Annotated in this window: 9 protein-coding genes; 4 read left to right on the forward strand and 5 right to left on the reverse strand. The window is 38.6% G+C overall.

All coding sequences use genetic code 11. The features are described from left to right. Positions 1–44: 44 nt before the first annotated feature. Positions 45–1,082: a HEPN domain-containing protein gene (locus tag CZ225_RS15270; protein ID WP_077154615.1), complete on the reverse strand. Its 1,038-nt coding sequence runs from the start codon at positions 1,080–1,082 to the stop codon at positions 45–47. A gap of 304 nt (positions 1,083–1,386) precedes the next feature. On the opposite strand from CZ225_RS15270, the gene CZ225_RS15275 reads away from it, so the two are divergent. The 3 genes from CZ225_RS15275 (at position 1,387) to rpiB (ending at position 5,535) form a co-directional block, all read left to right on the forward strand. Further along, positions 1,387–2,931 carry an alpha-N-arabinofuranosidase gene (locus CZ225_RS15275; protein WP_077155845.1) on the forward strand — a complete coding sequence of 515 codons (1,545 nt, stop codon included), beginning with the start codon at positions 1,387–1,389 and terminating at the stop codon, positions 2,929–2,931. Between the two features lie 160 nt (positions 2,932–3,091). Continuing rightward, positions 3,092–5,101 (forward strand): transketolase family protein, encoded by a 2,010-nt coding sequence (locus CZ225_RS15280; protein ID WP_077154616.1) that lies wholly within the window; start codon positions 3,092–3,094, stop codon positions 5,099–5,101. Next, on the forward strand, positions 5,101–5,535 hold the full coding sequence (gene rpiB, locus CZ225_RS15285; RefSeq protein WP_077154617.1) for a ribose 5-phosphate isomerase B: 435 nt from the start codon (positions 5,101–5,103) through the stop codon (positions 5,533–5,535). The genes CZ225_RS15280 and rpiB overlap by 1 nt, the downstream gene beginning before the upstream one ends. Positions 5,536–5,624: 89 nt before the next feature. Here rpiB and CZ225_RS23015 read toward each other — a convergent pair whose 3' ends face one another. Beyond that, positions 5,625–10,064 carry a beta-L-arabinofuranosidase domain-containing protein gene (locus tag CZ225_RS23015; protein WP_083714654.1) on the reverse strand — a complete coding sequence of 1,480 codons (4,440 nt, stop codon included), beginning with the start codon at positions 10,062–10,064 and terminating at the stop codon, positions 5,625–5,627. Positions 10,065–10,246: 182 nt separating this feature from the next. Here CZ225_RS23015 and CZ225_RS15300 point away from each other — a divergent pair, with 182 nt between their 5' ends. After that, a complete protein-coding gene (locus CZ225_RS15300) occupies positions 10,247–11,224 on the forward strand; it encodes a GntR family transcriptional regulator (protein WP_077155847.1) in 978 nt (325 codons plus the stop codon). Between the two features lie 15 nt (positions 11,225–11,239). Here CZ225_RS15300 and CZ225_RS15305 read toward each other — a convergent pair whose 3' ends face one another. The 3 genes from CZ225_RS15305 to CZ225_RS15315 are packed head-to-tail and all read right to left on the reverse strand — an operon-like array spanning position 11,240 to position 14,734. Next, entirely contained in the window at positions 11,240–11,722 is a 483-nt protein-coding gene (locus tag CZ225_RS15305) for a DUF456 domain-containing protein (protein ID WP_077154618.1), read from the reverse strand. 35 nt (positions 11,723–11,757) lie between these two features. Beyond that, positions 11,758–13,197 carry a vWA domain-containing protein gene (locus CZ225_RS15310; RefSeq protein ID WP_077155848.1) on the reverse strand — a complete coding sequence of 480 codons (1,440 nt, stop codon included), beginning with the start codon at positions 13,195–13,197 and terminating at the stop codon, positions 11,758–11,760. Then, on the reverse strand, positions 13,190–14,734 hold the full coding sequence (locus CZ225_RS15315) for an AAA family ATPase (protein WP_077154619.1): 1,545 nt from the start codon (positions 14,732–14,734) through the stop codon (positions 13,190–13,192). The genes CZ225_RS15310 and CZ225_RS15315 overlap by 8 nt, the downstream gene beginning before the upstream one ends. Between the last annotated feature and the right edge of the window lie 224 nt (positions 14,735–14,958).

Below are 14,958 nucleotides of genomic sequence, written 5' to 3' on the forward strand. Positions count from 1 at the left end.
AAGGGGCGGTTTTTTAATTAAAGCCGCCCCAACTATTTATATAATCAAACTTCTTCATCTTCTGGATTTTTTTCTTCAAGATCTTTTTCTTTAGAATCATTTTCCGAATATTCCTGTAAATCATCAGCGGCTATAGTAGGTGCATCCTTCTTCTTTATAGTTTGATACGTTTCAGTGGACATTCCATTCTCAACATCTTTCTGTGAGTCATAAAAAAGTAGCTGCTCGGAACAAATTGTATAAGTAACCTCTTTCAGGAGCTCCACTCTTTGTAGCATATATGTCAGTTCTTCTTTTGTAACTACATAATCTTTATTATATCGTGACTCAATATAAGCACGGCATAATAAGTCATAACAGTGTTTCTCAAAATCTGTATGATGAAGAAATACACTAGCTATAGCATGAGAATATTTCTTACACTTACTTTCGAGGTCCTTCAGTTTATGACTTTTAGGACGATAATTCACAAAAACAAGTTCTATCGAATAATAAAACCTCTCGCAAGCCTGATGAAGCTGGAAAGCTCCTAATTCATTCATCCCATCTTCTAAAGCAATATAAGCATACTTCATGAATCCAATAGCAAACGGATAACATTTATTGAATTCCTCAGTAGCAATCTCTTTGATCTCTTTATAAGAAAGTTCATGAGGTTTTGTTAGTTTAAACTTCTTATTGTCATAAAGTTTAATACCTTCCTTCACTATATCTGTATAAAAGTAACGCTTCTGATCAAGAGCCTTATTGAAACTATTGATATCTTCCACAATAAATTGAGGAGCGGCATGACGCCTGAAAGCAAATACTTTGTGATAACTTTCCACCACCTTTTCTTCCAATTGCCACTCAGTGACACGAGCATTAGCCCCAAAGGTTACGACCAGAATATCCAGATCACTTTGATAGGAAGTATGAACGCCAAATTCTATCTTCTCGTCCCACAACACATACTCCCCTCGGGCATAACTTCCATACAAAATGATCATGACGCACCTTGGGATATGGCGAGTGATAGATTCGACTAAGAAGTTAAGTTCTTCTTGTGTAGTTTCAGGCAAATACTTGATACTTCGTTTCATTCCATCTATTGGTATTTATTCTTTTCTATGCAATATTACTCCTTTTATATGAAACACACAACTATGCCATCTATTTTCATCATTAATTCCATTATTTTGATATTCAACTATTTTTTTTGACTTTATGCTGTACAACATACATAAGTGCATATAATAGACTAAACAAAAGTGTTACTTTCACACCCAAAACAAGATAAGTAACTTCAAATTGATGAAACCGGTTCTAAACATGGTGCTGCTTTGCATAGGTTCAATAGCAGAGCCTTCCATAAAGATCCTAAATTTAAACTTTAAGAAAATTATTATGAGAACAAAATTATTAGTCAGCACAGCTTTTCTAGCTGTATCTATATCTCTTTCCGCACAAAAGGAAGCAACCATCACTGTACATATTGATCAAGGTAAAGAAATTATCCCGAAAGAAATATATGGGCAGTTTGCCGAACATCTAGGTTCATGTATCTATGGTGGACTTTGGGTAGGCGAAAATTCAGAGATTCCCCATATCAAAGGATATCGTACAGACGTATTCAATGCGTTAAAAGATTTGGCTGTTCCTGTTCTCCGCTGGCCGGGCGGTTGCTTTGCCGATGAATATCATTGGATGGACGGCATCGGCCCAAAAGAAAATCGTCCCAAAATGGTAAATAACAATTGGGGAGGAACTATTGAAGACAATAGCTTCGGAACACATGAATTTCTAAATCTTTGTGAGATGTTGGGCTGTGAACCATATATCAGTGGGAATGTAGGTAGCGGAACAGTTGAAGAACTTGCCAAATGGATAGAATACATGACTTCAGAAGGAGATTCCCCAATGGCTAATCTTCGCCGTAAAAACGGTCGTGATAAAGCATGGAAAGTCAAATATCTCGGTATAGGAAATGAGAGCTGGGGATGCGGTGGTAATATGCGTCCGGAATATTATTCAGATCTATATCGTCGTTATTCTACTTATTGCCGTAATTATGACGGTAACTACTTATTTAAGATCGCCAGTGGTGCAAGCGATTATGATTACAACTGGACAGAAGTTCTAATGAATCGTATAGGCCACCGAATGCAAGGTCTTTCCCTACATTATTACACCGTAAGCGGGTGGAGTGGCAGTAAAGGAGCTGCAACGAAATTTAATAAAGACGACTATTACTGGACCATGGGTAAATGTCTTGAAATAGAAGACGTAATCAAAAAACACTGCGCTATCATGGATAAATATGATAAGGACAAGAGAATTGCACTTATGCTTGATGAATGGGGAACATGGTGGGATGAAGAACCGGGTACTATAAGAGGACATCTATACCAACAAAATACATTGCGTGATGCTTTTGTCGCTTCCTTGAGTCTTGATGTATTCCATAAATATACCGACCGTTTGAAGATGGCAAATATAGCGCAAATAGTGAATGTACTTCAATCTATGATATTGACTAAAGATAAAGAGATCGTATTAACTCCTACTTACTATGTTTTCAAAATGTACAAGGTTCATCAAGACGCCACTTATCTCCCACTTGAGCTGAATTGTGAAATAATGAATGTACGTGGAAATCGTGTAGTACCTTCCATTAGTGCCACTTCCTCAAAAGACAAAAACGGCATCATTCATCTTTCACTTTCCAATGTAGACGCTGACAATGCTCAAGAAGTAACCATTAACTTACCGGATGTAAAGGCTTCAAAGGCAACCGGAGAGATTTTAACTTCTACAAACCTAACTGATTATAATTCTTTTGAAAATCCTAATAATGTCAAATTAGCTACATTCAAAGAGGTAAAAATCAATAAAGGAGTATTGAAAGTAAAACTACCTGCCAAATCAATTGTTACATTGGAGTTGCACTAGTGTACTAGTAGTACCACGAGGGACTGCGACCATAATCGAAAGAAAAGTTATCAAAAACAGAAAGAAAAAGAAAGAAAAAGAAAGCATTTTCTCATTGTCAATTACAGAGAAAGAGTTATCTTTGCAAAAAATATAAACGGAATTTATTAAATATAAAGATATGAACGATAACAAACTTATGAATCGTGCAGCGGATAACATCCGTATTCTTGCTGCTTCAATGGTTGAAAAAGCCAATTCCGGTCACCCGGGTGGTGCCATGGGTGGTGCTGATTTTGTGAACGTACTCTTCTCTGAATTTTTAGTATACGATCCTGAAAATCCCCGTTGGGAAGGACGTGACCGCTTTTTCCTTGACCCCGGTCATATGTCTCCGATGCTCTATTCCACCCTTGCTTTGACCGGTAAATACACGCTGGACGAATTGAAAGAGTTTCGTCAGTGGGGAAGCCCTACTCCGGGACATCCTGAAGTAGATATCATGCGCGGTGTGGAAAACACTTCAGGTCCGCTAGGACAAGGACATACTTTTGCAGTAGGAGCTGCTATTGCTGCCAAATTCCTGAAAGCTCGTTTTAATGAGGTGATGGATCAAACAATCTACGCTTATATTTCTGATGGTGGCATACAGGAAGAAATATCGCAAGGTGCCGGACGTATCGCCGGTGCATTGGGATTGGATAATCTGATCATGTTCTATGATGCTAACGATATTCAGCTTTCTACCGAAACGAAGGATGTGACTGTTGAAGATACTGCTATGAAATACGAAGCATGGGGATGGAAAGTGATTAGCATCAATGGTAATGATGTAGATGAAATCCGCATGGCTCTAAAAGAAGCAAAAGCTGAAAAAGAACGCCCGACTCTGATTATTGGTAAAACAGTAATGGGTAAAGGTGCACGTAAAGCCGATGGTAGCAGTTACGAGGCTAATTGCGCTACTCATGGTGCTCCACTTGGCGGGGATGCTTACGTAAATACAATTAAGAACCTGGAGGGTGATCCTGCTAATCCATTTGTTATATTCCCGGAAGTTGCCGAGTTATACACAAAACGTGCTGCAGAATTAAAGAAAATCATAGCTGAAAAATATGCAATAAAAGCAGCTTGGGCAAAAGCAAATCCGGAACTGGCGGCTAAATTGGAAACTTTCTTTGCAGGAAAGGCTCCGAAAATAGACTGGACTGTTATAGAACAAAAAGCAGGTGGTGCTACACGTGTCGGTTCGGCAACTGTATTAGGAGCACTTGCCACACAAGTTGAAAATATGATTGTTGCCTCTGCCGACCTTTCCAATTCGGATAAAACAGATGGCTTCTTAAAGAAAACTCATGCCTTCAAAAAAGGTGATTTCAGCGGAGCATTCTTCCAGGCAGGTGTATCCGAATTGACAATGGCTTGTGTTTGTATCGGTATGTCATTACATGGTGGTGTCATTACTGCATGTGGAACATTCTTTGTGTTCTCTGATTATATGAAGCCGGCTATACGCATGGCAGCTTTGATGGAACAACCTGTAAAATTCATCTGGTCACATGACGCTTTCCGTGTAGGTGAAGATGGACCTACTCACGAACCGGTTGAACAAGAAGCTCAAATACGTTTGATGGAGAAACTAAAAAATCATAAAGGCCGTAACTCTATGTTGGTACTACGTCCGGCAGATGTAGAAGAAACAACTATTGCATGGAAACTTGCAATGGAGAATGTCTATACTCCGACAGGTTTGATTTTATCCCGTCAAAATATAGCAAACTTACCGGCTGGAACTGATTATGCAGAAGCTGAGAAAGGTGCTTATATTGTTGCAGGTTCAGACGAAAATCCGGATGTTATTCTGGTAGCTTCCGGCTCTGAAGTTTCGACCTTGGTAGCTGGTGCTGAACTTCTACGCAAAGACGGAGTAAAAGTTCGTATTGTTTCGGCTCCATCCGAAGGATTATTCCGTAGTCAGTCTAAAGAATATCAGGAATCAATCCTGCCAACAGGAGCTAAGATTTTTGGTCTGACAGCAGGGCTTCCTGTGACTCTCCAAGGTTTGGTAGGTTGCGACGGTAAGATTTGGGGATTAGATTCATTCGGTTTCTCAGCTCCTTACAAAGTATTGGATGAGAAGCTTGGATTTACTGCCGAGAATGTATATAATCAGGTAAAAACAATGCTCTAATGAAAACAATCGGATTAGCATGTGACCACGCCGGTTACGAATTAAAAGAATATGTTCGCGGATGGCTGGAAGCAAAAGGCTGGGCATATAAAGACTTTGGTACTAATTCAACTGCCAGTGTAGATTATCCGGATTATGCACATCCTTTGGCACTCGCCATAGAGGCAGGAGAATGTTATCCGGGAATTGCTATTTGTGGAAGTGGAAACGGAATCAATATGACTTTAAACAAGCATCAAGGTATCCGTGCCGCTCTCTGCTGGAATGCAGAAATCGCGCATTTAGCCCGTCTGCATAATGACGCCAATATACTTGTAATGCCAGGGCGTTTTATCAGTACAGAGGAAGCAGATATGATTTTGACCGAGTTCTTCTCTACAGATTTTGAAGGAGACCGTCATCAGAAACGTATCGATAAAATTCCGGTAAAATAAAGCCTACAATTTAAATAAAAAAGGTTGCAAGTGAATGGAAATAATCCATAACTTGCAACCTTTTCTATAGATATAGATACCTTATTAAACTACCTCTGATATACTAGAATTGTATACGAATTAGCAGGAAATTCGTATTTCAAGTATTTTGTATAATAAAGGACTTTCTCTTGCGGTACAATTCTTTCCGGTTGTTCCGGTGTATTTTTATCTTTGAGATCACCAGACAATGTGATCACTTTAATTTTTGAAGGCGAATCAAATCCTTTCAAACAAATATCAGCGGTAATAACATAGTCATGAATATTTGAGACATGAGCCACTACTTCTTCCTTCTTTTCATCAGTAGCAGCCGTTACATCCAGTTCTCCTTGTGTTGCGCTAAACACTCTGAAAGGTTTATGATGATTTGAAGCCATCTGCTTAGCATAAAAAGGAGGCATTCCCCAGACTTGTGAAGGGGTAAAGAAGATTTGTCCCTGATTCCAGCCATTATCATTTTGCAGATAAGGTTCCAACGCATTAGCAGCACAAGTCGTTAATAAAAAGTCTCCCATCCTACGGGCTGCATTCTGAATTGTCACATGCCCTAATGCACGCCGCATATCATGCGTTACTCCGTTTTCTTCAAATAGAGCACATTTCATCTTTGTATTCGGGTCCCATTTCTGAAAATAATCTTTCATCTGCTTCAACTCTCCTTCTACTTGGGATCCCAGAATGTTATCATCAGCCCATGGATGATAATCCCAATAAGCAGCCTTCCCATTAAGAGCATCGAATACCATTTTCATATTTTCCTGTGAATCCGGACGCCACCAGGCTGCAGATACAAATTCTACATTCGGATCTTTTGATTTAATAGCATCATAGATACGATTAAAATCCTGAATATATTTCTCATAATCTTTACGAATATCTCCCCATATCACTTCTTCATTGCCAATCTCTATATACTTCACATTGTAGGGTTCAGGATGTCCGGCATCTGCCCGCTTCTTTCCCCATTCGGAAGTTACCGGCCCGTTCAGGTATTCAATCATATCCGCCATATCTTGTGCCGATTCTCCTACATTCACTGCAAAACAAGGTTCAAAACCTGCCGCTTCACAAAGCTGGAGAAATTCTTCAATACCGAATCCGTTGGTGGAATAAGGATACCAATGGCCTCTGTATTGCGGACGCTTATCCCTGTCACCAATCATATTTTTGAACTTGTAATCAGGGGCATTGACCATAGTACCTCCATAACGTAAGAATGTCAAACCTTGATTAACCATTGTCTTAGCAATATCATTGCGTAATGGCAAATTATGAAATAGGTCATCCCCAGTACCCATCAGGACCACTTGGTCTATCCAGACTTTACCATTATTCTCTATATATACAGCCAGACGTGCATTGGTATCCGTAACATTTGAAATGAATTCGAAGGGGAACTTTTGCCATTTATCTGTCACTCCTTTCAACTCTTGAACCGCATATTCTTTATTTCCATCTGCGCTCTGTAGTGCAACTTTCACCGCTCCTTTATAAGAACCCTTCAAATAAAGACGTCCCTCAAACTTCTGTCCTTCTTTTACAGTAATTCCCCATCCATTAAGCCCCATATTAGCTACTCCTACTTTACCTGAGCCACCATTTTTACCGATCATCTGTGACCAAGTTGTGTTATAGGCATTTTTATGATCATGCATAAAAACAGCTTTAGCATTTCCGGTCTGAATGGGTGTCCAATGAAGGCTAACCTCCGGTTGAGGAGTGGTATTGAATTTCAATACCTGATCCATATTTTCAGTCTTCATTCTAAGATTACGAAATTTCACATCAGAATTCCATGAACGCAATCCAATCTTGCCAGTAGCAAGAATGGGATTATTTTCATTATGCACAAAAAGGCTTTTATCATTTAGAAAGATTTCCATTCTTCCATCATTCATAACAACCTTCAACCGATTCCATTCAGCAGGATTACAATCTACTTCTATATCACAGATATGACTAAAATTATTTTCATGTTTTCCAATCACCACTTTCTTCCCGTTGGCTGCAAGACTTATTTCATATCCATTGAAAGCATCAGCACCTTTCGCTTCTTTTGAAACTCGCGTAATTAATCCTGCATTATCCCCTAATGTGTCATCGAATTTAATTTCGGCTTCTACCACACCATTTTTTAATTCAGTAGGATTGTAGATAAATTTAGAACCTGCCGCTTTTGTTGCATGAAGTTCTCCATGAGAGGTAGTCCAATTACCATCATATATTGAAAAATCATCAAAAGTAATTCCGGGAGCAGGTTCTTCAAAACTTTCACCGAATATACGTTGGTTATAAATTCCCCCGTATATCTCATGGTTCACATCTTCTATACAAGCTCCATAAAGATAAGCAGGGATAGTATTCTCTATTTTTGACGCATCTATTTCAATGAGCTCATCTTTATTAATAGGAATCCAAACTTCATAAGCTCCTTGTTTACGATTTCCCATCGCATAATAAGGAATTGCAGTAAAATTAATCTGCTGTTTCTTATCATCAACGGCCACTCCTTTTATCACATTAACTCCTTCCAGAAGATCTTTTTCAGGCACTAATTCCATCGAACAATTAGTATCAATTTTCAAATGATCCAACCCCGCGTTATCTATTTCCTCCAGACAATATACCACAGGACCTGAAGCCAGAGCTATCTTTCCTTTAAGATCCTTAACCTGCTCGCAGGCAGTAATGATGCGGGGCTGCATAGGTAAATTCAATTCGATTCGGTCCGCTTTCCCCCAATTACGGTTGATCTCGACATAACCATCGACTACTTTCACCTTTTCCAATTTTCCATTGATAGCCAAAGTTATCTGCGAAATCAGATTTGATTGATAAAGTCCATAAGGATTCTCAACTCCCTGTGCCCATCCCGGAACTCTTATTTTCACAGAAAACTTGCCTTTCTTTTCCGGCTGAAGAGTTACGTTAATTTTTCCTGTCCAAGGATATCCGGTCTCTTGCTGAACATGGACTGTATTATGATCCAGTTCTATCGTAGTTTGGCTGCTAACAAACAGATTAACCATCAATTGATCAGCTTGTTTTGCATAGATGAATCCGGGCATTGCCGATACCATTTTCAAGAACATCGGAGGACAACATGGACAAGAATGCCATTCCCAACGAGCATGATTATGCGAATTCAACGGATTCTGATAAGTATATTTATCACCGGAAAGAGAAATCCCTGTTAATACATTATTATATAATACCCGTTCAAACTCATCCATATATTTACCTTCACCTGTCAGCTCATTCATCCGTTGGCTGAAGAAGCCTGCTCCTACCGCAGCACAAGTTTCCAAATAAGCATCCGTAGGAAGGAAATAATCTGCTCCGAATTTCTCATCAAAATGAATAGCCCCCACACCACCGGTTATAAACATACGCCGGCCTACCATATTGTCCCACCAATCAGTTGCTGTCTGAATATATTTCGGGGAATGATTTTCCAAAGCAGCAGCAACAACACCCGTAGCTAACAAAGTAGCACGCACCGCATGTCCTTCAATCGTTTTCTGTTCAAAAATAGTAATAGAATCTTGAGCATAATCTCCCCATGAAGGACGAGCATTGTCCCCAAACTGAGGATCTTTATATTTTTGTTCCCGAATCCATTGCTCCGATTTCTCATTTCCCCACTTAGCCCACAATGGATAGCCGCAATGTTTTCCTCTGTTCTCCATCCAAAAAGTAACCAATTTCCAGTAAGCAGCCTCATCCACCGGAAGGTTAATTTGCTTCTTAATATCAGGATTTCGTTTGAATAACCAATATAATTTAATGACGGCCTCTTCCGGTCCGGAATGTGAAGGAATGATGTTCTTTTTGGGAGCAGGTCCCATCAAATCACACATATAATTTGCCAGCCGTACTGCTACTTCCAGTAATTTCACTTTTCCTGTAGCCTCATAGTAATGAACACCTGCTTCGATCAGCATACCGGCATTATATACATTATGCTGCCAGCGCAAGAAACCTCCATTTTCCCCCCATCGATATTCCGGTTGCACGAGATCTGTATAAGTATCTATAAAACCATTGGAATCAACTTTTTGAGCTGCTTCTATCCGGGTTATATATTTATCAATCCTTTCCTCCAGCTTTTTATCAGGATGTTGTTTCAGCAAATCAGATACACCGCGAATCGTTTCATAAACCAGCCCGTTGAACCAAGGAAGACCGGCACTATGACCTGTGCCCTTTTTCCCGGCAGCAACTTCATCAAAATCCATAAAAATATTGTTATTATTTTGCTCTTCGGCAGTCTTTAAATGTTTTCCTTCAAACTTATCGAAAACATCAGGGACCGTAACACTATTCCATCGGTCAAATTTCGGAGTCCAAAACGCATCATTAATCTGCACATCCTCAACCGGAATAAACTGAATAGGAGTTTTACCATCATCTTTTGCATAAGATGTTGTAACACTTCCTACAGCAATTAATGCCATTGAAACAAAACACCATAGCTTATTTTCCATCCTATATTTTATTTAGTAGTTATATTATTGACCTAATGAATGATTGCTGCAAAGATATGGATAAAAAAACAAATACTGGTACGAACTGGTACGATTATATTTATGCTATAAAACATAGACCTGTCCATACCAGTCAATTAGTAAAAAAGCTACCTTTGTACCGGAAACCAATTATAGAATCAATGAAACTCAATGAATCTAAATATAAACAAGTAGTAAACTTTGTGATTGAAGGAATAAATGAAGGACATTTCCGAAAAGGAGATTGGATTCCTTCCATCAACGAGTTTAGAAAGAAATATAATTTATCACGAGATACCGTTTTTGCCGGAATCAGTGAATTAAAATCCAGAGGGATCATCGATTCTACTCCCGGAGTAGGATATTATATCGCAAGTACAAAACTTACTTTAAAACATCGAATTCTACTTTTATTCAATGAGTTCAATGAGTTTAAAGAAGAACTTTATAATTCCTTTATTACAAACATCGACAAAACAGCTACCGTAGAAATTTATTTCCATAATTATAATCGGAAAGTATTCGAAACCCTCGTTAATGATGCAAATGGCAAATATACTTCTTATATATTAATGCCAGGGAAATTCCAAGGATTAGATCCATTATTGCAATCTTTATCCGGAAAAGTATTTCTATTGGATCATTGCCATAACGAACTCAAAGGGAAATATTCGTCTGTAACACAAAATTTCGAGAAAGACACTTACGAAGCATTGAAGTTTGAATTAAAGCATATAGAGAAATACAAGCGGATCTTTATGGTGCAAAGTGAAGCTAAAGAACCTTATGAGCGGTATAACGGTTTACAAAGATTCAGCAAGGAGTATGGTTTCGAGCATAAATATCTGAATAATGTGACAGGCAAAAAAATTAAAAACGGAGATCTTTTCATACTTGTGAATGACAGAGATCTAGTAGACGTGCTGAAGCAGGCTAAAAAGCAGGATTTAACTCCCGGTCAGGAATTTGGCATTATATCTTATAATGATACTCCCTTAAAAGAAATTCTTGCAGGGGGAATAACAACCCTATCTACTGATTTCAAGCTAATGGGTAAAACAATGGCCTCACTTATCGGAAAAAAGAATATTGAGACATACGAAAATCCTTGGATACTTAACATTAGAAAATCCTTGTAAAGTCCAAGAAAAAACCTACATATGGAATACCCCAACAATAAACTGATAACAAAAATATCCGCATACAATTAGTTTCAAAACTGTTCCAAACAGGAAACCGATTAACGAGCCTATACCCGATCTTATTGCCTGGTGAAATTCTCGATCTCCTAACAGTTCCCCGATCACAGCTCCCAGAAACGGTCCAATAATGATTCCCCACGGAAGAAAAAGCAATCCAACAAGAGTTCCGATAATACAGCCCCAACTTCCCCACTTGCTACCTCCTCCATATTTACTACCCAGCATCGGAGTGAAATAATCCAAGACCGACAGAACGCCAACAATCAATAACCATACCAACAATTGGGTAGTAGTATATTGAACCTTGTCTGTTGCATGAAGCAACAACAAACCGACATAAGCGACCGGAAGTCCGGGAAGCATCGGAATGATGCAACCTATCAAGCCAGTAATCATACATACAGCACCTAATATAATAAGAATCACATCTACCATCTTTATTACCTATTTATTATATAAACAAAATAACATCAATAACGCCTTATCGGAGTATAATTAATCTGATAAATACGATCAAAAAAAGGAATCCACTCATTTTCAGCAACGCCAATCTGCAAACCATAAAAATGTGTATTAGCCTTCCGGTATTCTTGAATTTGCCGGGTCAGTTCGGGCGAAGAAAGGGGAATTTTAAAATCACTGATCCACAATACATCCGCATTCATATATACTTTATTTGATTGAAGCAATTGAAACATAGCTTTCAACATTCGTGTTGCATCTGTGTCTCCACAAGCTGTAGTAGAAAAGAATTCAAGCAGCTTCGCCCGTTCTTTTCGAATATCAATTGGGGTGATAGACACAGAAAAAGCAATTAGAAAACAATCACGTTTCTGCCTATCAGCTATCTCCAATAGTTTCACCATCAATGAGTATGCGATCTTTTCCGGTTTTCCGACCATACTTCCGGAAGTATCCAGACAAACGATCATCGGTCCTTTCAATACTGCCGGCTTGACTTCCAATCTTCTGGCAGGTTGCATAATCTCAGATTTATAACGGAAGTTTTGCAGTTTATGGGTAAGGTATTTATAAACAAATAAATCTTCCAGCTCAGCATCGGCGCAATGAACCAATTCTGTGGGCAACAATGAGTTTAAATCATTTCCGATTGTAATACCGAGTATGTCGCATTTAGAAGCATGTTCCATTTTATAAATATCCCCTTCTGCCACAGATAAGTGATCTTGACCGTCATCATCAGCAATACGCCCCATTTTATTTGCTACTTTCAGTATCTCCGGAAATTCTCTCTGAATACGTACAATCTTTCGTATCCGTTCAAAATCAATCGTATTCCAAATACCATTCATCAATCCCCATGATTGAAAAAATTCATCCTTCTCTACTTTATTCTTATCCAGATATTCCGGAATATTTTTAAAGTTAGAACGCATCCTCTGTTCCAGATTATCCTTACGCAGTTCGATTTCTTCCTCCTTTTGTTTCTGATTTTTCTGACGAAAAGCTTCTTTCCAATCATCCACCATTTTCTCCCATATCTTGTCGTCAGCATACTTTCCTTCCTGCCCGAACTGCCCTCTGTAGAAACGATGATCAAAGCCAAATTCCTGATACACATCACCTAACTGTTTAAGCAGTGCCTGCCAACCATGCCTGCGTCGCTCTATCGACCACTCCAACGCCAATTCCATCCCCTCCTGTTCCGACTGACTCTTCTGCAAATTATATCTCTCCTTCTCTAAATTCAACTTAATAAATTGAACCATAGTATCATAAAAAATACGAGCACAAATATCATTGTTCAAAACCTGTATTTTTATAATCGGATCATTCATAACAGACAATAAATAAGCATACAACGGTTCCGAGTCTGTTTCTGCACACTCTCCGGTTTTCATGTACTTATCCAATGCTTGGATATAAAAAGCTGAAGTATATCTACTCATCTCCGTACCGCAATTTACGTACATCCACACGCGCCCATGCAATTTCTTTACGTATAGTGGATACGTATCGATCGATTTCTTTTTTATCTTCTTCTGTCACAAACATATTCTCCCGCAAACCTTTCACTTGCTTATCTATTTTCTTATTAACGATCTCCAGTTCTGTCTCATAATCTCTATCTGTTACAGACAGATTTCCCAGCCACAACTGTTGTTGCTCCCCTCTATTAAGTCTTCTCATGGGAAAACGTACACCATTAATATACAGATGTCTACTATCTCTGAACAACGAAACCCGCTCAGCATTTTGTTCGTCAGGAACACTCGAAAAAGCACGAATAATTGTTCGTTTCGGATGTAAAGGATCGGTGTACATCACTCCTACCGTTGGCGTATCTTTTGTACTATACTCTTTCATATTTTTATAATCCACAATAAAAATATAGGTATTACCTGTACCATGATTTTCCACCTGATAATAGAAATGATCTATTATCAACAAATCGTCATCCCGACGATCTCCTTTTTGTCTGGCCTTCTCTAATGCTTCACGTACACGGCTTACCTTCAAATCTGATTTAAGAGATAAAGTAATAGACGAAAGTTCCTTCATATAAGAGACAAACAATGCACGAATCACAATTTGACGGATATTTGCATATTCGTCCGGCTCATTCCACAAACAATGATAAATAGGTAAAATGTCAGTCGTGCGAACTTCGGAACATCCATGTACAAAAGCGGAGGTCTTTAACAAACGAACAATATTTTTCCAGCGACGATCACTTATATACACATTGCGGTGAATTTCGGAAGCTTCTATTTCAACTTTACCTAAACATTTACGAATCTCAGTAATACATGACAAAACCTCAGCAGGAACAGTTATCCGGCGTATTTCTTGTTGCCACTCCGCATATTCTTCGTCTGAAATCTGCCATTGACATTTCCAATCTTCTAATTCGGCATTATCATCCAATAACATCTTATAAAATGTATCTTCCTGCTTTATACAGGTACAAATCACACGAAGCAAAAAACGATCCCACAAAGCCTCCAAACCTTCGCCCTTCGAAGGCAACTCATTGCTGGCGGCAACCAATAATTTTAAAGGCAACTTTAATTCTGAATCTCCATTCCTAAACAACTTTTCATTGATTACTGTCAATAAAGTATTTTGAATAGCCGGACCCGCTTTCCATATTTCGTCCAAGAATACCACATCAGCCACAGGCAAATATCCTTCGACAATCCGTTCATACTTATCCGACTCTTTCAACCGGCTAATACTTACCGGACCAAAGATTTCATCAGGAGTAGAAAAGCGAGACATCAAATACTCAAAAGCTTTCGCATTGACAAAAGCTCTTTTCAACCGTCGTGCTACCATTGATTTAGCGACTCCCGGAGGGCCTAACAGCAAAATACTTTCACCGGCTAAAGCAGCCAACAAGGACAAGTTTATTTCTGTTTCCTTTTCGTAGACTCCCCGGTTCATTTCAGCCAATAATAACTGTATACGTTCTCTTATTTCCATTTCCTCACGTACTAAAATCTAAATTTGCATCAAAGATAATAAAAAGCATATTTATAGCGAGCATTACATAAAATCTATTAGGTCAAAATAAAAATGTCTTCAAAAAAATCGATATTCCATTCACTTTTTCATTTATTTTATCTCAAACATTACACACTATTAGAAAAAAAAGAATATCTTTGCAAACTAGAAAAATAACCATATCTACCAGAAACGAAAGCACT

Source organism: Bacteroides bouchesdurhonensis, assembly GCF_900155865.1.
GTDB lineage: Bacteria > Bacteroidota > Bacteroidia > Bacteroidales > Bacteroidaceae > Bacteroides > Bacteroides bouchesdurhonensis.